The sequence below is a fragment of the Acaryochloris sp. CCMEE 5410 genome (assembly GCF_000238775.2).
In the GTDB taxonomy this organism is placed as follows: domain Bacteria; phylum Cyanobacteriota; class Cyanobacteriia; order Thermosynechococcales; family Thermosynechococcaceae; genus Acaryochloris.
In genome coordinates this window covers 1,384,227-1,404,906 of the sequence record NZ_AFEJ02000002.1, presented here as the reverse complement: position 1 = coordinate 1,404,906, position 20,680 = coordinate 1,384,227, and the positions used below count along the sequence as shown (strand labels likewise).

General features: G+C 46.8%; 23 protein-coding genes. 19 read left to right on the top strand and 4 right to left on the bottom strand.

Annotation, left to right across the window (positions count from 1 at the left end; translation table 11 throughout):
- Positions 1–264 precede the first annotated feature (264 nt).
- Both bchB and ON05_RS27340 read left to right on the top strand, forming a co-directional pair.
- Positions 265–1,791, top strand: a complete 1,527-nt coding sequence (gene bchB, locus ON05_RS27345; RefSeq protein WP_010479960.1) for a ferredoxin:protochlorophyllide reductase (ATP-dependent) subunit B — start codon at positions 265–267, stop codon at positions 1,789–1,791.
- Between the two features lie 603 nt (positions 1,792–2,394).
- On the top strand, positions 2,395–3,333 hold the full coding sequence (locus ON05_RS27340; RefSeq protein WP_010479958.1) for a serine hydrolase: 939 nt from the start codon (positions 2,395–2,397) through the stop codon (positions 3,331–3,333).
- 47 nt (positions 3,334–3,380) lie between these two features.
- Here ON05_RS27340 and ON05_RS27335 read toward each other — a convergent pair whose 3' ends face one another.
- Positions 3,381–3,812: a hypothetical protein gene (locus ON05_RS27335; RefSeq protein WP_010479956.1), complete on the bottom strand. Its 432-nt coding sequence runs from the start codon at positions 3,810–3,812 to the stop codon at positions 3,381–3,383.
- A gap of 29 nt (positions 3,813–3,841) precedes the next feature.
- Positions 3,842–5,314 carry a hypothetical protein gene (locus tag ON05_RS27330; protein ID WP_262562388.1) on the bottom strand — a complete coding sequence of 491 codons (1,473 nt, stop codon included), beginning with the start codon at positions 5,312–5,314 and terminating at the stop codon, positions 3,842–3,844.
- A 287-nt stretch (positions 5,315–5,601) separates the two neighbouring features.
- Here ON05_RS27330 and ON05_RS27325 point away from each other — a divergent pair, with 287 nt between their 5' ends.
- The 7 genes from ON05_RS27325 (at position 5,602) to ON05_RS27295 (ending at position 10,792) form a co-directional block, all read left to right on the top strand.
- On the top strand, positions 5,602–6,129 hold the full coding sequence (locus ON05_RS27325) for a hypothetical protein (protein WP_010479952.1): 528 nt from the start codon (positions 5,602–5,604) through the stop codon (positions 6,127–6,129).
- 34 nt (positions 6,130–6,163) lie between these two features.
- On the top strand, positions 6,164–7,027 hold the full coding sequence (locus ON05_RS27320; RefSeq protein WP_010479950.1) for a DUF4344 domain-containing metallopeptidase: 864 nt from the start codon (positions 6,164–6,166) through the stop codon (positions 7,025–7,027).
- Between the two features lie 335 nt (positions 7,028–7,362).
- The gene (locus ON05_RS27315; protein WP_010479946.1) at positions 7,363–8,097 is read left to right on the top strand and encodes a class I SAM-dependent methyltransferase; all 735 of its coding nucleotides are present in this window, start codon (positions 7,363–7,365) and stop codon (positions 8,095–8,097) included.
- A gap of 198 nt (positions 8,098–8,295) precedes the next feature.
- Entirely contained in the window at positions 8,296–9,402 is a 1,107-nt protein-coding gene (gcvT, locus tag ON05_RS27310; protein WP_010479944.1) for a glycine cleavage system aminomethyltransferase GcvT, read from the top strand.
- A 76-nt stretch (positions 9,403–9,478) separates the two neighbouring features.
- Complete coding sequence (gene gcvH, locus ON05_RS27305) at positions 9,479–9,865, top strand: glycine cleavage system protein GcvH (RefSeq protein ID WP_010479943.1); 387 nt, start codon at positions 9,479–9,481, stop codon at positions 9,863–9,865.
- 204 nt (positions 9,866–10,069) lie between these two features.
- Positions 10,070–10,369: a DUF3155 domain-containing protein gene (locus tag ON05_RS27300; RefSeq protein ID WP_012162079.1), complete on the top strand. Its 300-nt coding sequence runs from the start codon at positions 10,070–10,072 to the stop codon at positions 10,367–10,369.
- 180 nt (positions 10,370–10,549) lie between these two features.
- Complete coding sequence (locus ON05_RS27295) at positions 10,550–10,792, top strand: NifU family protein (RefSeq protein WP_010479941.1); 243 nt, start codon at positions 10,550–10,552, stop codon at positions 10,790–10,792.
- 55 nt (positions 10,793–10,847) lie between these two features.
- Here the strand turns inward: ON05_RS27295 and ON05_RS27290 are convergent, their stop codons facing one another.
- A complete protein-coding gene (locus ON05_RS27290) occupies positions 10,848–12,080 on the bottom strand; it encodes a methionine gamma-lyase family protein (RefSeq protein ID WP_010479940.1) in 1,233 nt (410 codons plus the stop codon).
- A gap of 151 nt (positions 12,081–12,231) precedes the next feature.
- Between ON05_RS27290 and ON05_RS27285 the strand changes: the two genes are divergently transcribed.
- The 5 genes from ON05_RS27285 (at position 12,232) to ON05_RS27265 (ending at position 17,396) form a co-directional block, all read left to right on the top strand.
- Positions 12,232–13,074: an acyl-CoA desaturase gene (locus ON05_RS27285; protein ID WP_010479938.1), complete on the top strand. Its 843-nt coding sequence runs from the start codon at positions 12,232–12,234 to the stop codon at positions 13,072–13,074.
- A gap of 120 nt (positions 13,075–13,194) precedes the next feature.
- Positions 13,195–14,241 (top strand): zinc-dependent dehydrogenase, encoded by a 1,047-nt coding sequence (locus tag ON05_RS27280; RefSeq protein WP_010479937.1) that lies wholly within the window; start codon positions 13,195–13,197, stop codon positions 14,239–14,241.
- A gap of 72 nt (positions 14,242–14,313) precedes the next feature.
- Complete coding sequence (gene murD / locus ON05_RS27275; protein ID WP_010479936.1) at positions 14,314–15,699, top strand: UDP-N-acetylmuramoyl-L-alanine--D-glutamate ligase; 1,386 nt, start codon at positions 14,314–14,316, stop codon at positions 15,697–15,699.
- 126 nt (positions 15,700–15,825) lie between these two features.
- Positions 15,826–16,773 carry a lipopolysaccharide assembly protein LapB gene (locus ON05_RS27270; RefSeq protein WP_010479935.1) on the top strand — a complete coding sequence of 316 codons (948 nt, stop codon included), beginning with the start codon at positions 15,826–15,828 and terminating at the stop codon, positions 16,771–16,773.
- 377 nt (positions 16,774–17,150) lie between these two features.
- On the top strand, positions 17,151–17,396 hold the full coding sequence (locus ON05_RS27265) for a hypothetical protein (protein ID WP_139026117.1): 246 nt from the start codon (positions 17,151–17,153) through the stop codon (positions 17,394–17,396).
- 90 nt (positions 17,397–17,486) lie between these two features.
- Here ON05_RS27265 and ON05_RS27260 read toward each other — a convergent pair whose 3' ends face one another.
- A complete protein-coding gene (locus ON05_RS27260) occupies positions 17,487–18,728 on the bottom strand; it encodes an ISAs1 family transposase (protein WP_262561900.1) in 1,242 nt (413 codons plus the stop codon).
- A 96-nt stretch (positions 18,729–18,824) separates the two neighbouring features.
- Here ON05_RS27260 and ON05_RS27255 point away from each other — a divergent pair, with 96 nt between their 5' ends.
- From ON05_RS27255 to mazF, 5 genes are all read left to right on the top strand, one after another.
- The gene (locus tag ON05_RS27255; protein WP_010478124.1) at positions 18,825–19,226 is read left to right on the top strand and encodes a hypothetical protein; all 402 of its coding nucleotides are present in this window, start codon (positions 18,825–18,827) and stop codon (positions 19,224–19,226) included.
- A 59-nt stretch (positions 19,227–19,285) separates the two neighbouring features.
- Positions 19,286–19,564 carry a type II toxin-antitoxin system RelE/ParE family toxin gene (locus tag ON05_RS27250; RefSeq protein ID WP_029315507.1) on the top strand — a complete coding sequence of 93 codons (279 nt, stop codon included), beginning with the start codon at positions 19,286–19,288 and terminating at the stop codon, positions 19,562–19,564.
- An 8-nt stretch (positions 19,565–19,572) separates the two neighbouring features.
- On the top strand, positions 19,573–19,872 hold the full coding sequence (locus tag ON05_RS27245; RefSeq protein ID WP_039781435.1) for a HigA family addiction module antitoxin: 300 nt from the start codon (positions 19,573–19,575) through the stop codon (positions 19,870–19,872).
- A 207-nt stretch (positions 19,873–20,079) separates the two neighbouring features.
- Positions 20,080–20,322 carry an AbrB/MazE/SpoVT family DNA-binding domain-containing protein gene (locus ON05_RS27240; protein WP_010478119.1) on the top strand — a complete coding sequence of 81 codons (243 nt, stop codon included), beginning with the start codon at positions 20,080–20,082 and terminating at the stop codon, positions 20,320–20,322.
- A gap of 2 nt (positions 20,323–20,324) precedes the next feature.
- A complete protein-coding gene (gene mazF / locus ON05_RS27235) occupies positions 20,325–20,660 on the top strand; it encodes an endoribonuclease MazF (RefSeq protein ID WP_010478116.1) in 336 nt (111 codons plus the stop codon).
- Positions 20,661–20,680 lie beyond the last annotated feature (20 nt).

The window sequence follows — 20,680 nt, the reverse complement described above, 5'->3', positions numbered from 1 at the left end:
CAGCTGTGCTCACATATGGGGTCTTTGGTGGCTGGCATTTGATCAAAGGCTTAATTGTCTATTGTTCTTATATTTATAAATTAATAAAGTAAATATCCATATAATTTTTATTTATTTTATTTTAGAGGCTATGGATGATTTATTTTTCCTATTAGCTTATTTAATTCTTTTTTTTGAGATTTAAGGGGAATTTATTCTTCCTAAAGCACTACAAACTAGTCAATAATGCTTACAGGTGCTGAAACTCAAGGGAGATTCTAGAGAATGAAATTAGCCTACTGGATGTACGCTGGTCCAGCGCATATTGGCACATTGAGAGTGGCCAGTTCTTTCAAAAATGTTCACGGCATTATGCATGCTCCCTTGGGGGATGACTACTTCAACGTCATGCGCTCCATGCTAGAACGAGAGCGGAACTTCACACCCGTCACGGCCAGCGTTGTCGATCGTCATGTATTGGCCCGTGGCTCCCAAGAAAAGGTAGTCGATAACATTACTCGCAAGGATGAAGAGGAAAATCCAGATTTAATTGTCCTCACCCCCACCTGCACCTCCAGCATCTTGCAAGAAGACCTGGAGAACTTTGTAGAGCGCGCCTCCCTTAGTACTCAAGGGGATGTCCTACTGGCTGATGTCAATCACTATCGGGTCAACGAGCTACAGGCTGCAGACCGCACCCTTGACCAAATTGTTCAATTTTATATCCAAAAAGCCCGTAAGAATGGCGATTTACTGGAAGAAAAAACCGCTAAGCCTTCCGTTAATATCATTGGAGTTTCAACCCTAGGGTTCCATAACCAGCATGACTGCACCGAACTGAAGCGGTTGATGACTGACCTAGGCATTGAAGTCAACGAAGTCATTCCTGAAGGGGCTTCAGTTCATAACCTCAAGCGCCTCCCTCAAGCTTGGTTTAACCTGATTCCCTATCGTGAGATTGGCCATATGTCCGCTCACTATCTGGAGAAAGAGTTTGGTATGCCTTTCGTCGATATCACACCCATGGGTGTGGTAGAAACGGCTCGTTGCATTCGCAAGATTCAAGAAGTGCTGAATGCGCAAGGGGCAGATGTTAACTATGAAGAGTACATCGAGAATCAAACCTTACATGTTTCCCAGGCGGCTTGGTTCTCTCGCTCCATCGACTGCCAAAACCTCACCGGTAAAAAAGCAGTCGTCTATGGCGATAACACCCATGCTGCAGCCATGACCAAAATCTTGGCACGGGAAATGGGCATTCATGTGGTTTGGGCCGGTACCTACTGCAAATATGATCAAGAATGGTTCCGCAAAGAAGTCAGCGAGTATTGTGACGAAGTGCTGATCAATGAAGATCATGGTGCCATCGGTGATGCTATCGCCCGAGTCGAACCCTCTGCTATTTTCGGCACGCAAATGGAGCGTCACGTCGGCAAGCGGCTTAATATTCCCTGTGGGGTGATTGCGGCTCCCATCCATATCCAAGATTTTCCCATCGGCTACAAGCCTTTTCTTGGCTATGAAGGGACCAATCAGGTGGCTGATTTGGTTTACAACTCCTTCACCCTCGGTATGGAAGACCACTTGCTCGAAATCTTCGGTGGCCATGACACGAAGGAAGTGATTACGAAGGGAATTTCAGCTGATTCTGATTTGGGTTGGAGTGCCGACGGGCAAGCCGAACTCAACAAAATCCCCGGTTTTGTGCGCGGTAAAGTGAAGCGCAATACCGAGAAGTTCGCTCGTGAGCGCAATATTACCGAAATTACAGCTGAAGTGCTGTATGCCGCCAAAGAAGCGGTTGGTGCTTAACCTCAATCCGTTGATTTAAGGAAAATATGTCAAGGTTGTTCAAGTTGAGTCAGTCTTGGCATATTTTTTTGAGAGATAGTATTGGCGTAAGTGCAATTTTCTGAGGTAAAGGGAATAGCCAGTCGCCATTGTTAGGGAGTGATGGCAATAAAAAACCCCCGTTTCAAAAAACAAGGGCTTAGAGGTTTGGTTTGGCAATCTATATTGTAGTTATCAGATCGCAGGACTGCATTTACGCAGCTCAAAACACTTTTTTACAATACTGTTGTTGATGTCTAATCCTGATTGCATCGCTTGCAGTCAAAGGGTTAGCGTTTTAGTTCTCGATGGGAGCATCCTTGCTATCCATCAGGATTAATGTATTTGTGATGATAGATAACATTGATAAAGCAGCAAATCCAGCAATAGGAATTAGCATTTGATCATATCCCCCGAATATCGATTTTTTATATATGTCTATGATCCCCAAATAAGTCGAGAGTGTTCAGGTCAGAAATACGGAACTTTGAAATGAGATATTTTTAATCTTCCGTATAATTACGCATTTTTTCTCTGGTGCAGATCAATAATTCTGGGTGTTAGGAAATTCTGGGTTGATTAATTATGGGTTTTTATCACCATTTTGATCATAAAAACTTTTTAAAGCGAGGAGTGATTACGGCCCTTGGAACGATATTTCTCCTAATTTGCCTAGGACTGACTTATTCAGAGGTATTCGCTGTTCCTAGCAAGCTGATGGATGAATTTGATGCCTTACCTGGGGGAACAAGTGTTTTGGTTCTTAAGGATAATGAAGCTGTCGCCTCTCTAAATACTGAGAAACCCCTTGCGATCGCATCTGCGTTTAAGCTCCAAGTACTCGCCGAACTCCAGCAGCAAATTGATGCAGGACAACATTCCTGGGATGAGGTGATTCAACTAAAACCCGAATGGAAAAGCATTCCTAGCGGCATCCTCCAAGACTGGCCCGATCAGGCCCCTCTAACCCTCCAAACCTTGGCCAGCCTGATGATTTCCGTCAGTGACAATACAGCAGCGGATATTCTAATTCAGGTTGTAGGCCGAGACACCCTAGCCACAGCCTCTCCTCGGAACCAGCCCTTTTTATCAACGCAAGAGGTCTTCACCCTCAAAAGCCCCGAGAATCAAGACTTGCTAGAGACCTATCGACAAAGTACTGCTCGTCCAGATCTACTTCCAACCATCCACAAGGCCCCACTTCCACCCGTTGAGCTAGTGGATAGTGACCCCCTGGCCCCAGACATTGAATGGTTTTTCACCACCCAAGAACTCTGCCAACTGATTGCCCAGGTTGCCGATTTACCACTGATGCATATCAATACCGGCATTATCAATGCTGATAACTGGCAACAGGTGGCCTTTAAAGGGGGCGCAGAACCGGGCGTCTTGAATCTAACCACAGCCCTCAAAGATGACTTGGGCAATAATTACTGTGTCTCTGCGACCTGGAATGACCAACAACCACTGGAAGAGTATCGCTTTTTTAACTTATTTAGCGATACCCTCCAAAGCCTCGACTAGCCGTCTAATTGTTTCTTGCAAGTGGACGTTTGAATTGCAAAGCTTGATCAAGCAGCGAACTCCTTAAAGTCCATAAGATAAACACCCAGATCATTCGCAACAGATTGCTCGACACTCTTGTTGAAAATATGAATGGCCGTTTTTAGCGCTTGGGTAGACACCGGATCTGGGCATTCAGTTTGTTGCCATGCTGAGCCGACGAGCCAACGATCCTCTGAAGTTAACTGAAACCACAAGAGTTCAGTCTCTTCTTCATTCATAGATTCATATTCAAAATCTGATAAGTAATTGGAACTGGCTTCCCAACACCGAAGTGCGTTGACCAGTTCCACGACGCAAAAGTGGGGTTCTTGAATCATTTGGATTTTGCCAATAGTGATGCAAAACGTTGCTTCAATATTGATCAGCGCTTGCCACCACTCTCGAATAGCTATTTGGGGTGGACTAATTGAAAAATCGGATGCTGATAGTTCAATCATGCCATTGAAAGCCCTAGGCATTAACCCACTTAGGAATCAGAATTCTCAGACCATGCTTGCGCCATGAGCCGATTGAGCATTTCCCAAGCATCTTCCTTCGATTGTCCGGTATTGGAACGATGCCGCTTCCAGAATTCCTGCCACCAAGTGGGGGGTTCCTGTTTAGAGCTGTCATACTCTGTGGGGCGCCCCGTATCTCCCTCGACCACTAAACTGCCCACATAGTCGGCATCGTCATAGACCCGAGCGATTTGTTGGTTAATGTGCTTCATATCGGCCTGAGACACAGCCCCATTGCTGGTGGCTTTATAGAACTGGACTGTGACCCGAACCGGAAAACGCGGATCGCGCTCAATGGCCAAGTTATCAATTTCGGTAAACGGCCCCTCCACTTCACCATGACCAATGACGGCAGCCTCAACATTACTGCGTTGGGCTTTTGCCGTGGGGGCACTCGCACCGACTGCGCTATCCTCCATCGCTTCAGGTGCAAACAATGGCATGGGTGGCCGTTTCTGTTTGAGAGGGACTTGAATGAGCAGCACCATATTTAAGCCTCGGTCTTCCACCTCCTTAGAGCTACTGGCCGATGCAGAAGAAGACTGACCACTACTAACAAAATCGCTGGCTCGCTGCCCCGTCAAACTGGCTCGCTCACCATTTTGGTTAAAGAACAACCGTTGTCCCCAAGTCTGACCTGCAGAGAAGGCATCGCGCTTATTATCAATCACCGTCATGCTGGTCCCTTCGCGGGTCGCCAGAATCGTAAGGACTGCAGGGTTATCTGCATAGGACTGGTAATTGAACAGTACCGGATTGAATTCAGCCTTGCCGCCCTTGGGTATCGGTAGGAAACTGGCTTGAGCACTGACCAACGCATGGGTATCGCGAGGGGCCAAAAGTGATTTTTGACGGCCTGTCCAAGAGTTGGGCTGATGCAGGTATCTTCGTGGGTCTTTCAAAATATCTTTGAGGGCCACTTTGCGTAATTTTGCCCCTTTCTCATTGCCGACTTTGAGGAAAAACCGATCGAGGCGAACATCAGCAGTTTTATCAGAAAAGTTGGGATGTCGAATCACAGGCATGAGATGCAGGCGATTGGACCGAGTCTTTGGATCGCGATGTTGGACTTGAATCGTCATATCGCTAATGTTGGGACCAACGGAGGAGTTTTTGTAGCGTCCCGTATCTTCCCAAGTAACGTTGAGGATATTTAAGCCAAACCGTTGGGCCAACCGTTGAGCTTTGGGATTGGTGACCATTTGCACCGTTTGGTCAATCACCCGTTGATAGCCATTATCGAAGATCGGGCGGCGGCGGGGCTGGGGCTCTATGACATCGCTGTTCTCCACCGGCGCAGATTCTGATTTGGGGGCAATGGGATTAAACGATTCTTCCTCGGCAATCAAGGTTGGCTTTGTCGCTAGGGCTGAAGACGTCAGCACCATAGATACCGCTAGGGTACTGAAGAGGGTTTGAATGACGGGCAATCGTTTAAACATATGAAAATCTCGACAACAAGGATGGCTTAGATGGATCTCCCGAATAGTGGATGAGTTCCAAGTAGAGCTGTTCATTCCGACTCTAGCCCAACTGCCCTTAGGTTTGACAGGGGTTGCAAATTTGGTAACAGCTTTTTTGCAATCTTCCGAGATATCAAAAACCGTAAGCTTTAAATCAATAAAATTCCGAAAACTAATATCTATTTCAGAATTAAATGATTCTTATCTGAAATCGATGTCCCAGTATAAATTCATGGAAGTCTTATTATTGCAATAGGAGACGAGACTTGGGACAGGTTAGTGTTTATTATGTACCCGAGAACCAAGACCAGTGGTCAGGATGTGGAGAGGAATTAGCCGAAAGGCTTTGGGAGTACGGTGTGTTCCTCAAAACACCAGTAATTTTGAATCGAATTCGTGCTTTTCGCGATGCAGACCGCCCATTCCCAGATTGCGACCTTGATATTAAGGCGAAGTTTGGCGGAATGGGAATCGTTGACGAATCAAAAGAACACCCTGTTCCAAACTACCTTTATGAAATCAAATGCCCAAAATGCTCTTCCGATGTAATGGATAATGTAAACGAAGTATGTAAAGAAGATTCTAAGACTGCGTTGCAAGATCGTGCCATCACCTGTCCTTTTTGTACTTCAAAGCTGTGTATCAAGGACTTGAATTACGTTGAGTCAATGGAATTTGCACGTTTCTATGTTTATGTGTCGGATTGTGACCAGGAAGTATGGGATCCCAAATTTCGACAATTGCTTGAAGGTATTGTTGGGCCATGTCATGAGTATTGGGAGTGGTCAACTTAATGTCGTATCTGGCTAGTGTAAAGGGGTATCACTTATGGTTAAGCATGCTCGGTTTAAATCTTGGCAGTGGGGTGTTGCGATAAGCAGCGTACTATGGGCCACTTCGGGATGCACGAGTCCTTTAATCAATGCCTCACCTCAAAATAAACCGATCAAAGTTGCCCAACTGGCTCGCCATAAAATTACCGACCAAGGTGACCTGCGGATCGTTTATGTGCAGCCGAGGGATGCGAACTTCAATGTTATCTATGCAGCTCTCCAAGATTCCCTGGAATTTTCTGTGCCCCAGGAATCAGATGGATTGATTGCCCAGCTCAATACCAAGTTTGCTTTACCCAGAGACATCACAGTTAGCTTTCAAGAATGTGGTGAAGCGAATGCGTTTTATGATCCTGAGCAAGTCAAAATCGAAATGTGTTACGAGCTGCTCAAGCAATATACCGACATTTTGGGCGAAGATAATCAGTCTTCTGAAGCCTATGCAGATGAGGTGATCTACTCCGCTCTGTTCACGTTTTTTCACGAACTGGGTCATGCTTTTGTGGACCAATACCAACTTCCCATTACCGGGCTAGAAGAGAATGTTGTGGATGAGTTCGCCACAATGATGTTGTTAGAACTGCAAGACGATGATGCAGTCATCGCTGGCATCGATCAGTTTGATGTGGATGCGGAAGAAGAAGAGCAACTTCAAGAACTACCGTTTTGGACATCCCATGGTTTAGGGGCACAGCGTTTTTATACCGTTTCTTGCATTATTTATGGCAGTAATCCTGAGAAGTTTGCGAACTTTGTCACCAGCGGCGATCTTCCTCAGGAGCGGGCTGACTTATGTCCCGTAGACTATCAGCGTCGTGAACGAAGCTGGAAATTTCTTCTGGCTCCTTACCGGAAGTGAACCTCACCTTGAACGAACGAATTTATCGCTGTCGTTTACAACCAAACGATTGGGCCATAGGTGCTTGGTTTAGAGATCCCAAGACCCATTACATCAATGCTAGCTACTAGTTCAACGCTAGAGTAGACATTATGACAGACTCTATAAAAACCGCTTGCTTCCTCGACCAACCAATATCCGCATGAAGGGCTTTTTACATGTGTAGTGATAGTTTTGCTTTGCTAGTCCTGGTGGGTGGTCTCTTGATGATTTCAAGTCTTCATCTCTGGCAAAAGTAGCTCACCCAGGTGTCTCAACGATTGATATTGATCTTCCTATCTGTTTCCTTTTGAATCATGAATACTAACGACTATTTCCCTCAAAAAGTCGCTAAAAATTATGATGAAGACGTTGAGTCTTCCAACGCTGAATTAGTGAAACCTGTCGTTGATTTTCTGGCAAAACTTGCTGGATCTGGTAGGGCACTCGAATTTGGCGTTGGCACAGGTCGAATCGCTATACCACTGGAACAGTCAGGTGTTGAAGTTCATGGCATCGATCTTTCTGAAGCAATGCTTACTAAGCTTACTGAAAAAACAGATCGCATTCCTGTGACTCAAGGTGATTTTGCGACCACACCTTGCAATGGAACCTTCTCCCTTGTCTATCTGGTTTTCAATACCATCATGAACCTGACAACCCAGGATGAACAAATTAGATGTTTCCAAAACGCAGCCATACATCTCGAACCTGGCGGCAGTTTTGTGATTGAGGTTATGGTACCTGCGCTGCAGTGCATCCCCTTTGGTGAAACCAAACATGTTTTTGAGTTTGGAGCGGATCATTGGGGCATAGATGACTATGATGTCGTATCCCAATCCCTCAAGTCGTACCATATGCGCATTCGTGATCGAGACACAGAACTGTCCTCAACGCCTTTTCGCTACGTTTGGCCATCAGAGCTGGATCTGATGGCGAGGCTCGCCAACTTAAAGTTAAAAGCAAGATGGGGCGGTTGGAACAAGGAGCCGTTTACGAACACCAGTCGATCTCACATATCTGTGTGGGAAAAATCTCGCGATAGGAATTAGATATCGAGTTCAATCCAATGGCCTCAACACCAGATTTATCAATGAATTCGTTTCTTAAAGATATTCCCAACAGATCAGTGGTTATATCGCTACGGCACTGATCTGGACACTGGGTTCATGATATAAATGCGAGGGCTGGTTCGCAGATGGTGTGTTACATCGAGCCCAGCCAGAAGCTTAGTGCAAACGTGGATTACCATGGCAGACTCCTTGAAACCGACTCCTTTACTAGAGCAACATCAGCAGCTCAATGCTCGGATGATGGGCTTTGGGGGTTGGAATATGCCTGTTCAATATGAAGGCATCACCGTTGAGCATCAAAGCGTCCGTCAAAAAGTGGGCATGTTTGATATCTCTCATATGGGTAAGTTCTTGCTCAAGGGAGATAACTTACGGCAGAAACTGCAGCCCTTAGTCCCCTCTGATCTCAGTCAGCTTGAACCGGGGCAAGCAAAGTACTCTGTCTTTTTGAATGAGCAAGCTGGGATTATTGATGATCTAATCTTTTACTTTGAGGGGATCTCAGACTCAGGAGCAGAAATTGGCAAGCTGATTGTCAATGCCTCGACTACGGCTAAGGACAAAGCCTGGTTATTAGAGAATGTTTCCGCTGAAGCGATTGGGTTTGAGGATGTTTCCGACTCCCATGTGCTAATTGCCGTGCAAGGACCCGATGCGATCGCAACCCTGCAGCGCTTCACCCCCACCGAGCTCTCAGCCATTCGCAACTATCGCCATCAGTCTGGCACCATCCTGGAGCAACCTGCCTGGTTTGCCCGCACCGGATATACGGGCGAAGATGGGTTTGAAGTCATGATCGATCCAGAGACGGGTAAGAAACTCTGGCAAACCCTTTTGGAGGCTGGCGTTGCTCCCTGCGGTTTGGGAGCCCGCGATACCTTAAGACTAGAAGCCGCTATGGCGCTTTATGGTCAAGATATTAATGACACTACAACCCCCTACGAAGCCGGGTTGGGATGGTTGGTTAATCTAGATCAAGGTGAGTTTATTGGCCAAGACACCCTCAAGAAGCAGCAAGCAGAGGGACCGCCCCGTAAGTTAGTGGCTCTGGAAATGCAGGGGCGCCATATTGCTCGTCATGATTATCCCGTTTGGGTCAATGACCAAGAAGTGGGCATTGTCACCAGCGGCAGTTTTTCACCCACTTTGGGTAAATCGATTGCCCTCGCCTATGTCCCAACGGCTTATGCCAAATCCGGTACGGAAGTAGCGGTATTAATCCGCAAGAAGCCCCAACCGGCAACGGTTGTTAAAAAGCCCTTTTATCGGCGACCTAAAGCGTAAGATTTAAGGCAAAATATGGTTTGGATGATTCTCCTGAAATCCTACTCAACTTCCTTACTGACTGAGGCACCCCATTATGAGTTTTGAATATCCCGACAATTTGAAATATATGGACTCCCACGAATATGTTCGTTTGGAGGGAGATGTTGCCACGGTTGGTATCACCGCATTTGCCATTGATCAGTTAGGGGATATTGTCTTTATTGAATTGCCAGAAGTGGGTGATGAATTATCCCAAGGGGAGACGATGGGAAATATCGAATCCGTCAAAGCCGTAGAAGATATTTATGCTCCGATTAATGGAACAGTATTGGAGTGCAATACCGCCATTGCCGATGCCCCTGAACAACTCGCAGAAGATCCCTACAATAACGGTTGGCTACTCAAGATTAAGGTGAGTGGATCTGCGGCTTTAGACAAGGCTATGTCGGCGTCAGACTACCAGGCTAAGGTCGAAGGCTAACCCCGAATTGTCTCATAAATCCCTGAGGAAACTTTACAATTTTTTACATCTAAAAAAGCTCATAAGGTGCAATAAATCGTTTGTCAACCTATTTTCGCTTATCAAAACTTAAGATAAAGTTGAATTCTAATTTGTCTCCAGTTATACTCATTAAGCTTTTGTAACTTTGACTACACTGCGGTATAGCTTAAGGAGGTCTTGGGTTTGGCAAGAAGACGGAAACGCAAAAGTCGTCGTCGACAGGAAGGACGTCGAATTTTGGAAAATGTTCCTCAGTTCAGTATCGAGAGTGGTGAGGATAAGCCAGTAACGGCAGCCCGGAAGTATATTAAAACGGAAGGGGTTATTCCACCCGCTTTACTTCTCGTCAAACGCAACGAACATACCACTGATCGGTATTTTTGGGCCGAAAAAGGTTTGTTCGGTGCTCAATATGTCGAAGAGAATCATTTTCTATTCCCTAGCTTAAGGGTAGAAACGGAAGAATTGTCTCTTGCAAGGTGATAGTTCAAGCTCCTAATTTTTAATAAGGGTGAAGGTTAGCCTTCACCCTTTATTTTTGACTATTTGAGACCCTCATTAATGCAGGGACTCTCTGCAGGCAGTTAGAGATGGATATCGTTCAGGCGTATAAGGTCTCTACTGCAATCGCTACAATATAGATCAGCACACCAAGGTTTAGTCATGTCACAAACGTTAGAACTTAATCCCGAAAACGTCGAAACAGTATTAGATGAGCTGCGTCCCTACCTGATGGCAGACGGCGGCAATGTTGAGTTGGTTGAAGTCGAAGGTCCTGTAGTGAAGCTACGCCTACAAGGGGCCTGTGGATCTTGTCCTAGCTCTGCCATGACTTTAAAGATGGGGATTGAACGCAAATTAAGAGACACCATCCCTGAGATTGCTGAGGTTGAGCAGGTCTTTTAAATCACCGCAAATTTGAAATAATCGGGGGCCTGTTACATCAACAGGCCCTTTTTGATTAAGAGGCGGGACCGACGGCTTCAATGGCAGCTTCTAATGCGATCGCAACATGAGTCCAATGGGTTCCTCCCTGACAGAAGACAATATAGGGCTCTCGCAACGGTCCATCGGCAGAGAGTTCTGAGGTACTGCCATCTATAAAAGTGCCCCCCGCCATCACTAAATTACTCTCATAGCCCGGCATCGGAGCAGGCATCGGATCGAGATAAGACCCCACGGGTGAATATTGCTGAAAAGCCTGACAAAAGGCCACTAATTTTTCTGCAGATCCGAGCTTTACCGCCTGGATCACATCTCGACGCGGGGCTTCGGGCAAGGGATTAACTGGATAGCCCAGCTCCTGAAACACATGGGCCACTAGATGATTGCCCTTCATGGCTTCCCCCACCATTTGCGGGGCTAAAAATAACCCTTGAAACATCAACCGGGTTTGATCCAAGGTCGCTCCTCCGGCTGAGCCAATCCCTGGTGAGGTCAATCGACAGGCTGCAGCTTCCACCAGATCACGCCGCCCAGCAATATATCCCCCGGCAGTGACAATGGTGCCCCCAGGATTTTTAATTAGGGACCCAGCAATCAGATCGGCCCCGACGGCGGGAGGCTCCCGATCTGCGATAAATTCCCCATAGCAATTATCAACAAAACAAATAGTATTCGGGTTTTGGGCTTTTACCCGGTCCACAATTTTGCCAATCTCTTCAATACTTAAACTGGGCCGCCAACTATAGCCACAGGATCGTTGAATCAAGACGAGGCGCGTTTGGGGTTGAATGCTGGTTTCTAAGGCTGGCCAATCGATGGTTCCGGCTGGGGTTAACTCCAGTTGCCGATACTCCACCCCAAACTCTTTAAGGGAGCCTTGGCCTTCTCCGCGAATGCCAATCACTTCTTCTAAAGTATCGTAGGGGGCTCCGGCCACGGATAACATCTGGTCACCAGGGCGCAATACGCCAAATAGAGCAGCTGCGATCGCATGGGTACCGGATACAAATTGGACCCGCACTAGAGCTGCTTCTGCGCCCATGACTTCGGCAAAGACTTGATCCAGGACTTGCCGCCCTAAATCGTCATGACCGTAACCCGATACACTAGCAAAATGATGGGGACCCAAGCGGCAATTATGAAAAGATTTTAATATTTGTGTTAAGTTTTTCTTGACTTGAGTGTCAATCTTAGAAAAGATGAGAGACATTGCCTGTTCGGCTGCCTCTAGCTGTGTAAGGGGTTTCATAGAGCAACTTTTTCTTTACAACGTACAGCCAAGGCTTGATTTTGATCGCTGTGGACGTACAGAGCTTAGGCGGAGATTAGGCAAGTTTGAGAATCCTGGATTAGATTTACCCTTGTTTTCTTGTCGAAATATTCATTTACAAAGAGACTAAATGACTATCGCAACACCGCCATCACAGCTTAAGCGTGATTGGACCTTTATTGTGGTCCTAATTGCCATCCATATTGGAGCATTATTTGCCTTCTTACCTAGCAACTTTAGCTGGGCAGCCGTCGGCTTTGCCGTCTTTTTTCACTGGGTTACCGGTGGACTCGGTATCACCCTGGGTTGGCATCGGATGCTCACCCACCGCAGTTTCAAAACCCCCAAGTGGCTGGAGTATTTTCTCGTCTTTTGCGGATCCTTAGCCTGTGAGGGCGGCGTGATTTGGTGGGTTGGCTTGCATCGCAACCACCATATGCATTCTGATACGGATCTGGATCAGCATAATTCCCGTAACGGCTTCTGGTGGAGCCATATGGGCTGGATGATTCATGAAATCCCTGCAGAAGCAGACATTGACAAACTGACGAAAGACATCAACACCGATCCCTTTTATCGGTTTTTAGATGACTACTTCTTCCCCATGCAAATTGTCTTTGGGGTGTTACTTTACTTTATTGGCGGTTGGCCTCTAGTAGTTTGGGGTATTTTTGTCCGCTTGGTGTTGGTGTATCACTGTACTTGGTTTGTAAATAGTGCCACCCATAAGTTTGGCTATAAAACCTATGAGTCTGATGACCAATCCACCAATTGCTGGTGGGTTGCCCTCCTCACCTATGGTGAAGGCTGGCACAATAACCACCATGCGTTTCCTCAGTCTGCTCGCCATGGCTTGCAATGGTGGGAAATTGATACCACTTGGATGATGGTGCAGTTACTCCAATCTCTGGGCTTAGCGGATAAAGTTCGCCTGCCTAATGCCCAACAACTGGCATCCAATGATGGTGCCTAGCCCCCAACACCTCCCATAATCATTAAAATGAAACCCTGCCTGCTGGTGGGGTTTCATAGCTTGAGGGGCAGGAAGCAACACGATAAGCTGAAAACAGACGTTTGTTAGGGTTCGGGAAGCATGAAAGCTCAAGTCTTTCGCGGGGTTAATCAGCTCAGCTATGAAGAGATACCAAAGCCTGAGGTAGGTGCAGATGAGGTTCTCGTTCAAGTCAAAGTAGTGGGTCTCTGTCAATCCGACATTAAAAAAATTCGCTATCCCCTCTACGAGCCGCCCCGAATCTTTGGTCATGAGACGGCAGGCGAGATTGCGGCTGTGGGTTCTGAGGTTAAAGACTGGCAGGTGGGGCAACGGGTGGTTGTTCTGCACCATATTCCCTGTATGCACTGTGAGTATTGTCTAAATGACAACTTCTCCATGTGCGACGTGTATAAAAATATCACCACCACGGCAGGATTTAGCCCCAGCGGCGGTGGGTTTGCTGATTATGTGAAAGTGCCGGGGCATATTGTTGAGCGGGGTGGCTTAATCGAAATCCCTGATGATATTTCCTTTGAGCAAGCGAGCTTTGTTGAACCCACTAACTGCTGTTTGAAGGCCGTCACCAAAGCCGATATCAAGCCAGGGCAAACGGTGCTGATTACGGGAGCTGGCCCGATTGGCTTAATGTTCGTCATGCTCGTCAATTATGTGGGAGGCCGGGCCATTACAACCGATCTCTTACCCACACGGATTGAAAAAGCGAAGCAAGTCGGAGCGACGGCGGCCTTTGATGCCCGCGATCCAGACCTAGCCACAAAGATTCAAGACCTGACGAATGGTATGGGGGTAGATGTCAGCCTGTTGGCAGTGCCCAGTGATAAAGCTTTTTTCCAAGCCCTCGACTGTACCCGCAAGGGAGGCAAGATTCTGTTCTTCGCTGAATTCCCGGATGAGGTCGAAATTCCCATTAATCCCAATGTCTTGTATCGTCGCGAAATCGATTTGATTGGTAGCTATAGCTCTTCTTTTCGATTACAGAAACAGTCGGCGGACATTATTTTCAACCAGCGAATTGATGTCGATGCCTTAGTCAGCGATCGCTATCCGCTTCAAGACTTAGCGAATGCGGTCGAGCAGGCGGTTTCTCCTGGACCTGAGACCTATAAGATTTTAATTTATCCCTAAGAAGCATTTAATTGGAGCAAAGGGACCACCAAGCGATACGATCAGGATTGCTGAATCACTTTGCTCCCTTCTATGCCTGCTGTTCATATTATTGGTCTTGGTCGCTCCGGTATCGCGGCTGCTCGTCTGCTGCGCCGGGAGGGGTGGCAAGTTTCGGTGGGTGATGCAGGCCATTCAGAAGGGTTAGTGGCGACTCAGAAAACCTTGGCAACAGAAGGTATCTCCGTCCATTTAAATCTGAAATTTTCCCTATCAGCCTTGGCGGACCTGGGGCTGACTCGCCCTGATCGGATTGTGGTCAGTCCTGGAGTGCCGTGGCAGTTGCCTGCCCTGGAAGAGGCACGATCTCAAGGCATTGAGACCTTTGGTGAACTTGAACTGGCCTGGCGATACCTCAAGCAATATCCTTGGGTCGGAATTACGGGGACCAATGGCAAAACCACTACCACTGCGATTGTTGAAGCCATCTTTAAGGCGGCGGGGTTGCGGGCACCCGCCTGCGGCAATATTGGCTACAGTGCCTGTGAATTGGCCCTAGCAGGCGATCCGCTGGACTGGGTGATTGCGGAGGTGAGTAGCTATCAAATTGAATCCTCCCCCACCCTAGCCCCCACGATTGGTGTCTGGACGACCTTCTCCCCTGATCATCTGGAGCGGCACGGCACCGTTGAGTGCTATCGCGAAATTAAGGCCCTACTTCTCAATCAGTCCAAACAGAAAATTCTCAATGGTGATGATCAAGGCTTGATCAAAGGCTTGCCTTGGCGATGGGCGGATGCCTATTGGACGAGTAGTCATGGCCCCAGTTTGCCGGATGCCTGTAATGGTCAACGCTGTCCAGTGCCCAATATTTTTATTGAAGAGGGATGGGTGAAGGTGGAAGGAGAACCCATTGTGCCGGTATCCTCCATGCGGATGTTGGGGGTTCATAACCAGCAGAACCTTTTACTGGCAGTTGCTGTGGCTCATTTGGCGGGGATTGAGAAGGATGCGATCGCAACTGCCGTATCCACGTTTCCCGGTGTGGCCCATCGCCTAGAACATATCTGTACCTGGCAGGGCATAGATTTTATCAATGACAGCAAGGCCACGAATTATGAAGCAGCCCAAACTGGCTTGGCTGCGGTCAATCGTCCTGCCATTCTGATCGCGGGTGGGGAAGCTAAAGTTGGTGACGATCAGGCATGGCTGCAAACCATTCAGACTCAAGCGGCCAAGGTGTTATTGATTGGCAGTGCTGCCGATGCTTTTAGCCAGCGCCTTAAGGCGATTGGATATAACGATTATGAAATCGTAGAAACAATGGATAAGGCGGTTACCAAAGCTGCTGAATTGGCCCCTTCGCTCCAAGCTAAAAGTGTGCTCTTATCACCTGCTTGTGCTAGTTTTGACCAATATCAAAACTTTGAGAAACGAGGCGATCATTTCCGGCAATTGTGCCAAGAACGACTGAAATAACCTCTGCTTTATCGGGAATTCACTTCGAATCTGCATTGAGAGTTGGATGAACCACCAATTCACTTATGTTAAGAAGGAAGTGGCCTGCTAACTATAGTAAAGTTTCCTTGTGATATGGAGGGGTAAATGCCACGTTCTCCAGTAAAAACTGGGCTAAGAGATCAACGCAACCGTGCTCAACTTCGAGGAAAACTTGATAAGCAGCATTCTTCTAGTACGCTGTCTCCAAAGCAAGAAATGGTGTTGTGGCTAGAGAAAAATATTGAAATTAGTGATGTTGCAGAAGCTGAAAAGATTGATCTGAAGATCTTTTTGCAAGATACGGTTCATATTGACATGCTTCCCCAAGAACGATTGAAGCAACTGGCTATATTTCTTGAACCAGAATTGTCCTGGTCTTATCGAGCATGGCTTGCTCTCGATAGAGTCTATAAGACAGCCCTGAGCATAACTCCAGATGATCACTTTGTGCATCACTCACGAGCAATATCAGCTCAGGAAACTGCAGAGTGCTTAGAAGAAATTAATGCGAGAAAAGTATGGAACACTGCATGGCGTTCTGCTTACAAGGCTCAAACTCTTGCTCCAACTGATGCGCATGTGCAGTATACGCTCGGATCACTCTGTTATCGCGATAAGAGCCATTCCGTTGAAGAAGCCCTTCAACACTTTGAAGCTGTATTAGCAGAGGATAAGGAGCATCAATGGGCTTTGCTTTATCGTGCTCACTGCCTGCACGATCTTGAGAAATGGGTAGAGGCTTATCGTGCCTACAGCCAAGTCAAAGCTTCCTTTTTTACCAGTTTTCGGGCTTGGCGTTATGAACTCTTATTGGAGCAAAAAGCTTATTGCCTTTGGAAGTCCGGTGATTTACGGGGGGCAACTCTAGAGTTTAAAAGACTTTTAGTGCGATGGTCTGCTGATCCTGGGCTAGCGAAGGATCTCTTGGGCCAATACATCGTGGAAGCTGCAACAGGTAGTCTGAGTAAGGAGCTTTGGGCCGATTTATCTGAGCTAGTTGAGAGGGAGCAATGGGATTGGCTCGATAACATCCCTATTCATACATCAGCCTAGTACTTGGCGTTCGCGTTATAGAAATGCAAAAAGATTTCTTGTTCAAAAAGCTTATAACTCTCTCTATGTAATCGTTACAGCCTGTAAATTCATCCTTCTGAAAGATTATTCTTTGTCTGATTAGACTCATAAACTGAGCAATCTAATGCAATATTTTGAGGAAAGAAATAGCCTTTCACAAACAGAACTAATGCTGTATCCATTTTCTAGTGAGGGTTTTAGGTATATTTAGGCGAATGTTTGTTTCGCGAATTTATTACGCGAACGCCAAGTAGTATTTTCATATAACTGCTGAATGGTAACTGTTGGCAGCTACTACCCTAACTGTTAAGCATCAAACAATCAGGACAAAATTTCTGACTATGAAAATTGTATCTATGGCCAATGTTGAAGTTCCGGCAATTCTCGCATTAGCGTCAATGGGATTCACCATTGCTTCAAGAGTCGTGAACGCCGATCAAGAGATGGTCTGGACAGCCTCTGGCAAAGGTAACGAGTATGTTGCAGAGGATCCGCTTTCACTACTTGGCCTTACCAAACTTCATGAGGTCCGGGGGGACAATTGGAAGGCATCCGACGATGAAATCGATAAATACCTTCCCATGCTAGAGGGAGATGTATAACAAGCCATTGCATTGGTTCTGCGGGTTGTTAAGTTCCTGAAATCCAAGCTGTTTGTTATGGCCCGACAAACCAGGGGCAGCGCAAGAAAATCAAGCCTCTGAAAGGCTAGACTGTAAAGGAATAGAAGCACCTAGAACTTTGAGCATATACGCTTCATCCATGCTCGCCCGTTTTAGTTTTTGACGGGTACTTTTCTTAAAGGACGTTTCTTGATTCAGGAGGTTGATGCTCCAGCGCTTCAGGATGGCCATGTTTTCCGGCGCATGTCCTGTGCGAATGCGGCTGGCATCTTCGCCAAAGGTCACATCTAAGACCCAGTGGAGTTGGTTCTCAATCGACCAATGCTGGCGGATGGCTTTGCCCAACTGCTGAGCAATGGGCGGTAGAGAACTGATGTAAAACATCACCTCATAGGTGGTTTTGTTCCACAAGTGGCGGGTCCGAGCGACCTTGACGATGCTTTGCAAGCCCTTCCACTGCGCCTGCTTGTACAGAGGACCCATTTGTTGAAGGGACACCGCCCAAACTTGTCGTTTCTCGCGACGATGGTGTCCGGCTTCCACCCGCACATCATAGCTGTACTCAATGCCCTTAAACTCATTCGCTTCAGCCGTTTCAAACCATTGCTCAACCTGCTCAAACAGCGTGGGATGATTCTCTTTGAGGGCCAGCACATAGTCAGCGCCTTTAGCTTGAATGCGATGGGCAATCTCGTGCTGAGTTCCCATTGCATCAATGGTGATAATGCACCCGGCAATGTCTAATAGCTCTAGCAGTGCTGGAATAGCGGTAATTTCGTTACTCTTGTCTGCAACTTTGACCTGTCCAAGAAATAGCCGATACTCACTGGCCCAAGCACTGACCAGATGCAAGGCGGATTGGTCTTGATTGCGGTCATAGGAACCCCTGAGTTGTTTGCCATCAATCGGAATCACTTGAGCGCCGAGGGCCGTCACTACCTGATCTAACCAGTGATTGAAACTCCGCTCAAAGGCCGTGGGGCAAATACGCTCAAACACTCGTCGATAGGTGTCTGCTGTCGGTATCCCGGACGGTAGGCTCAGAAAATTCGACAACCAATCTTCATGGCTCAGACCATAGGTTTCAATATCTTCCCACCCCTGTGCGCCACCTAAACTGGCTAACAGTCCAATCACGACGATGCTGACAAACGGATGCTGGACACCTTGACCACCCCGCGGATCAGTCAACTCCTGAAAACACTCGGACAGTTGTTGATAAGCCTGATCGCAATCCGTGGTTGGCAGTAGTGACGAGGATGAGTCAGTGGAAGCTGGTGAGGAAGGAGGCTTGCTGAATCCTGTAGCCATGGGGAAACCCTTTTAACAGAATGGAGTTCCATAGCATATTACAGCTTTATTTTTCTTGCGCTGCCCCTGCCCGACAAACGGGTTTTACAGAATAAAATGAGTGTAGATTGGTTCATCCATTGTTTTGAAAATCAAGAATCTAAAGAATTTCGCCTTTCGAGGCTATCTCAAGCCTTCAAAAAAGTTGGGAAAAAAGAATACTTCATAAAAGACACAATCTGGTGGGAACTTGATTGTGGCTCATCTATGACCGCTGGAAAAAGAGGTCTAATAAGTACTGATGCGATAGTTATTGATCGCCCTGCGTTAGTCCCCGAACTCTTGGTTGCTATTTTTGATCTACTGAAAGATGAAGGGATGGTTCTCTTTTCTGCAGATCTTGATACCCCCTTTGTGGCTAACCCAAAAACCAGGCAGCATTTGCCCAACGGTATGGTGAAAGCATTAGGCGAGCCAAAGTTCTTGGATTCACTAAAAAAAATCGAAGAGAGTATATAGTTGATCCTCGTCAATATCTATACTGTCGACGTATTACGTTATGCGTAATAAAATTAGGCATGATTCAGTCATTTCGCTGTAAGCAGACGCGGTCTTTGTTCGAAGGTGGTGATCCTCGCCAATTTAGAGCTTTCAAAGAGGTAGCAATTCGCAAGCTGACTCAACTAGATGCAGCTCAGACCCTAGGATTTCTGCGTTCCCCTCCCGGCAACCAACTTGAAGCCTTGAAAGGGAATCGCAAAGGACAGTACAGCATTCGCATCAATGCTCAATTTCGTGTGTGTTTTGTGTGGACCGAAAATGGTCCTGCTGATGTCGAGATTGTTGATTATCACTAAAAATCATTATGAGTAAAGCCACTAATCGTATGCGTCCGGTACATCCAGGAGAAATTCTAAGAGAAGATTTCCTTGCCCCTCTTAATATGAGTGTGAATGCCCTAGCATTGGCCCTAAATGTTCCAGCTACTCGCATTCACGAGATTGTGAAAGAGCGTCGGTCTGTTACTGCTGATACGGCAGAGCGACTAGCCCGCTACTTTGGAGGCGATGCAGCCTCTTGGTTGAATCTTCAAGCGATATACGACCTTAAAACGCTGCCAACTCGTGATGAGATTGCCAGGCGTGTAGAGCCTCGCTCAGCTTAGCAAACAGCTTAGTCGTTGAAACTCAACTCTGTTGTTGTTATCGAAGGTTAGTGGATTATTCGGAGAACGCGGCGAGGCTATTTTCGTGTCCTTATGACCCGAAAACAACTTGGATGAGGCTATCTGTATTGCAACATTCTTGAGATCGCCTCTAACACCAATCAGTTAGGCTTGTGTATACTCTTTGTATATACTTATGGGTTTCTGATGAAGACTAAAGTGCAAAAGTGGGGCAATAGCTTAGCCCTACGAATTCCCAAATCATTTGCGGCAGAGATCCGTCTTCAGCCTGACACTGAAGTTGATTTAAGCATGGTCGAGGGTAAGTTAGTGATTACTCCCATCCTTGAAACTCACTACTCCCTAGAGCAGCTACTTGAAGATGTTACGGAAGAGAATATCCATGCCGAAATTGAGACATCGGCTTCCGTCGGTAATGAGGCTTGGTAAGCATGGTGTCCTATATCCCCGAACAGGGTGATGCAGTGTGGATTGATTTTAATCCTCAGACAGGTCATGAACAAGCAGGCAGGCGTCCAGCCTTGATCCTGTCACTATTGGCTTACAACCGTAAGGTCCGTTTAGCGCTTTTGTGTCCCATCACTAACCAGATTAAGGGCTATCCCTTTGAGGTTGTTATTCCGTCAAGTGAAAAAGTATCAGGCGTGATTCTATCGGATCAAGTCAAAAGCCTAGATTGGCAGCAACGCAATGCCGAATTTATTGCCAAGCTCCCTGATGAGACTGTTACTGAGGTTACGAAGAAACTGAAAACGCTTCTTCCCTAATTTTTAAACAGATAATCTTA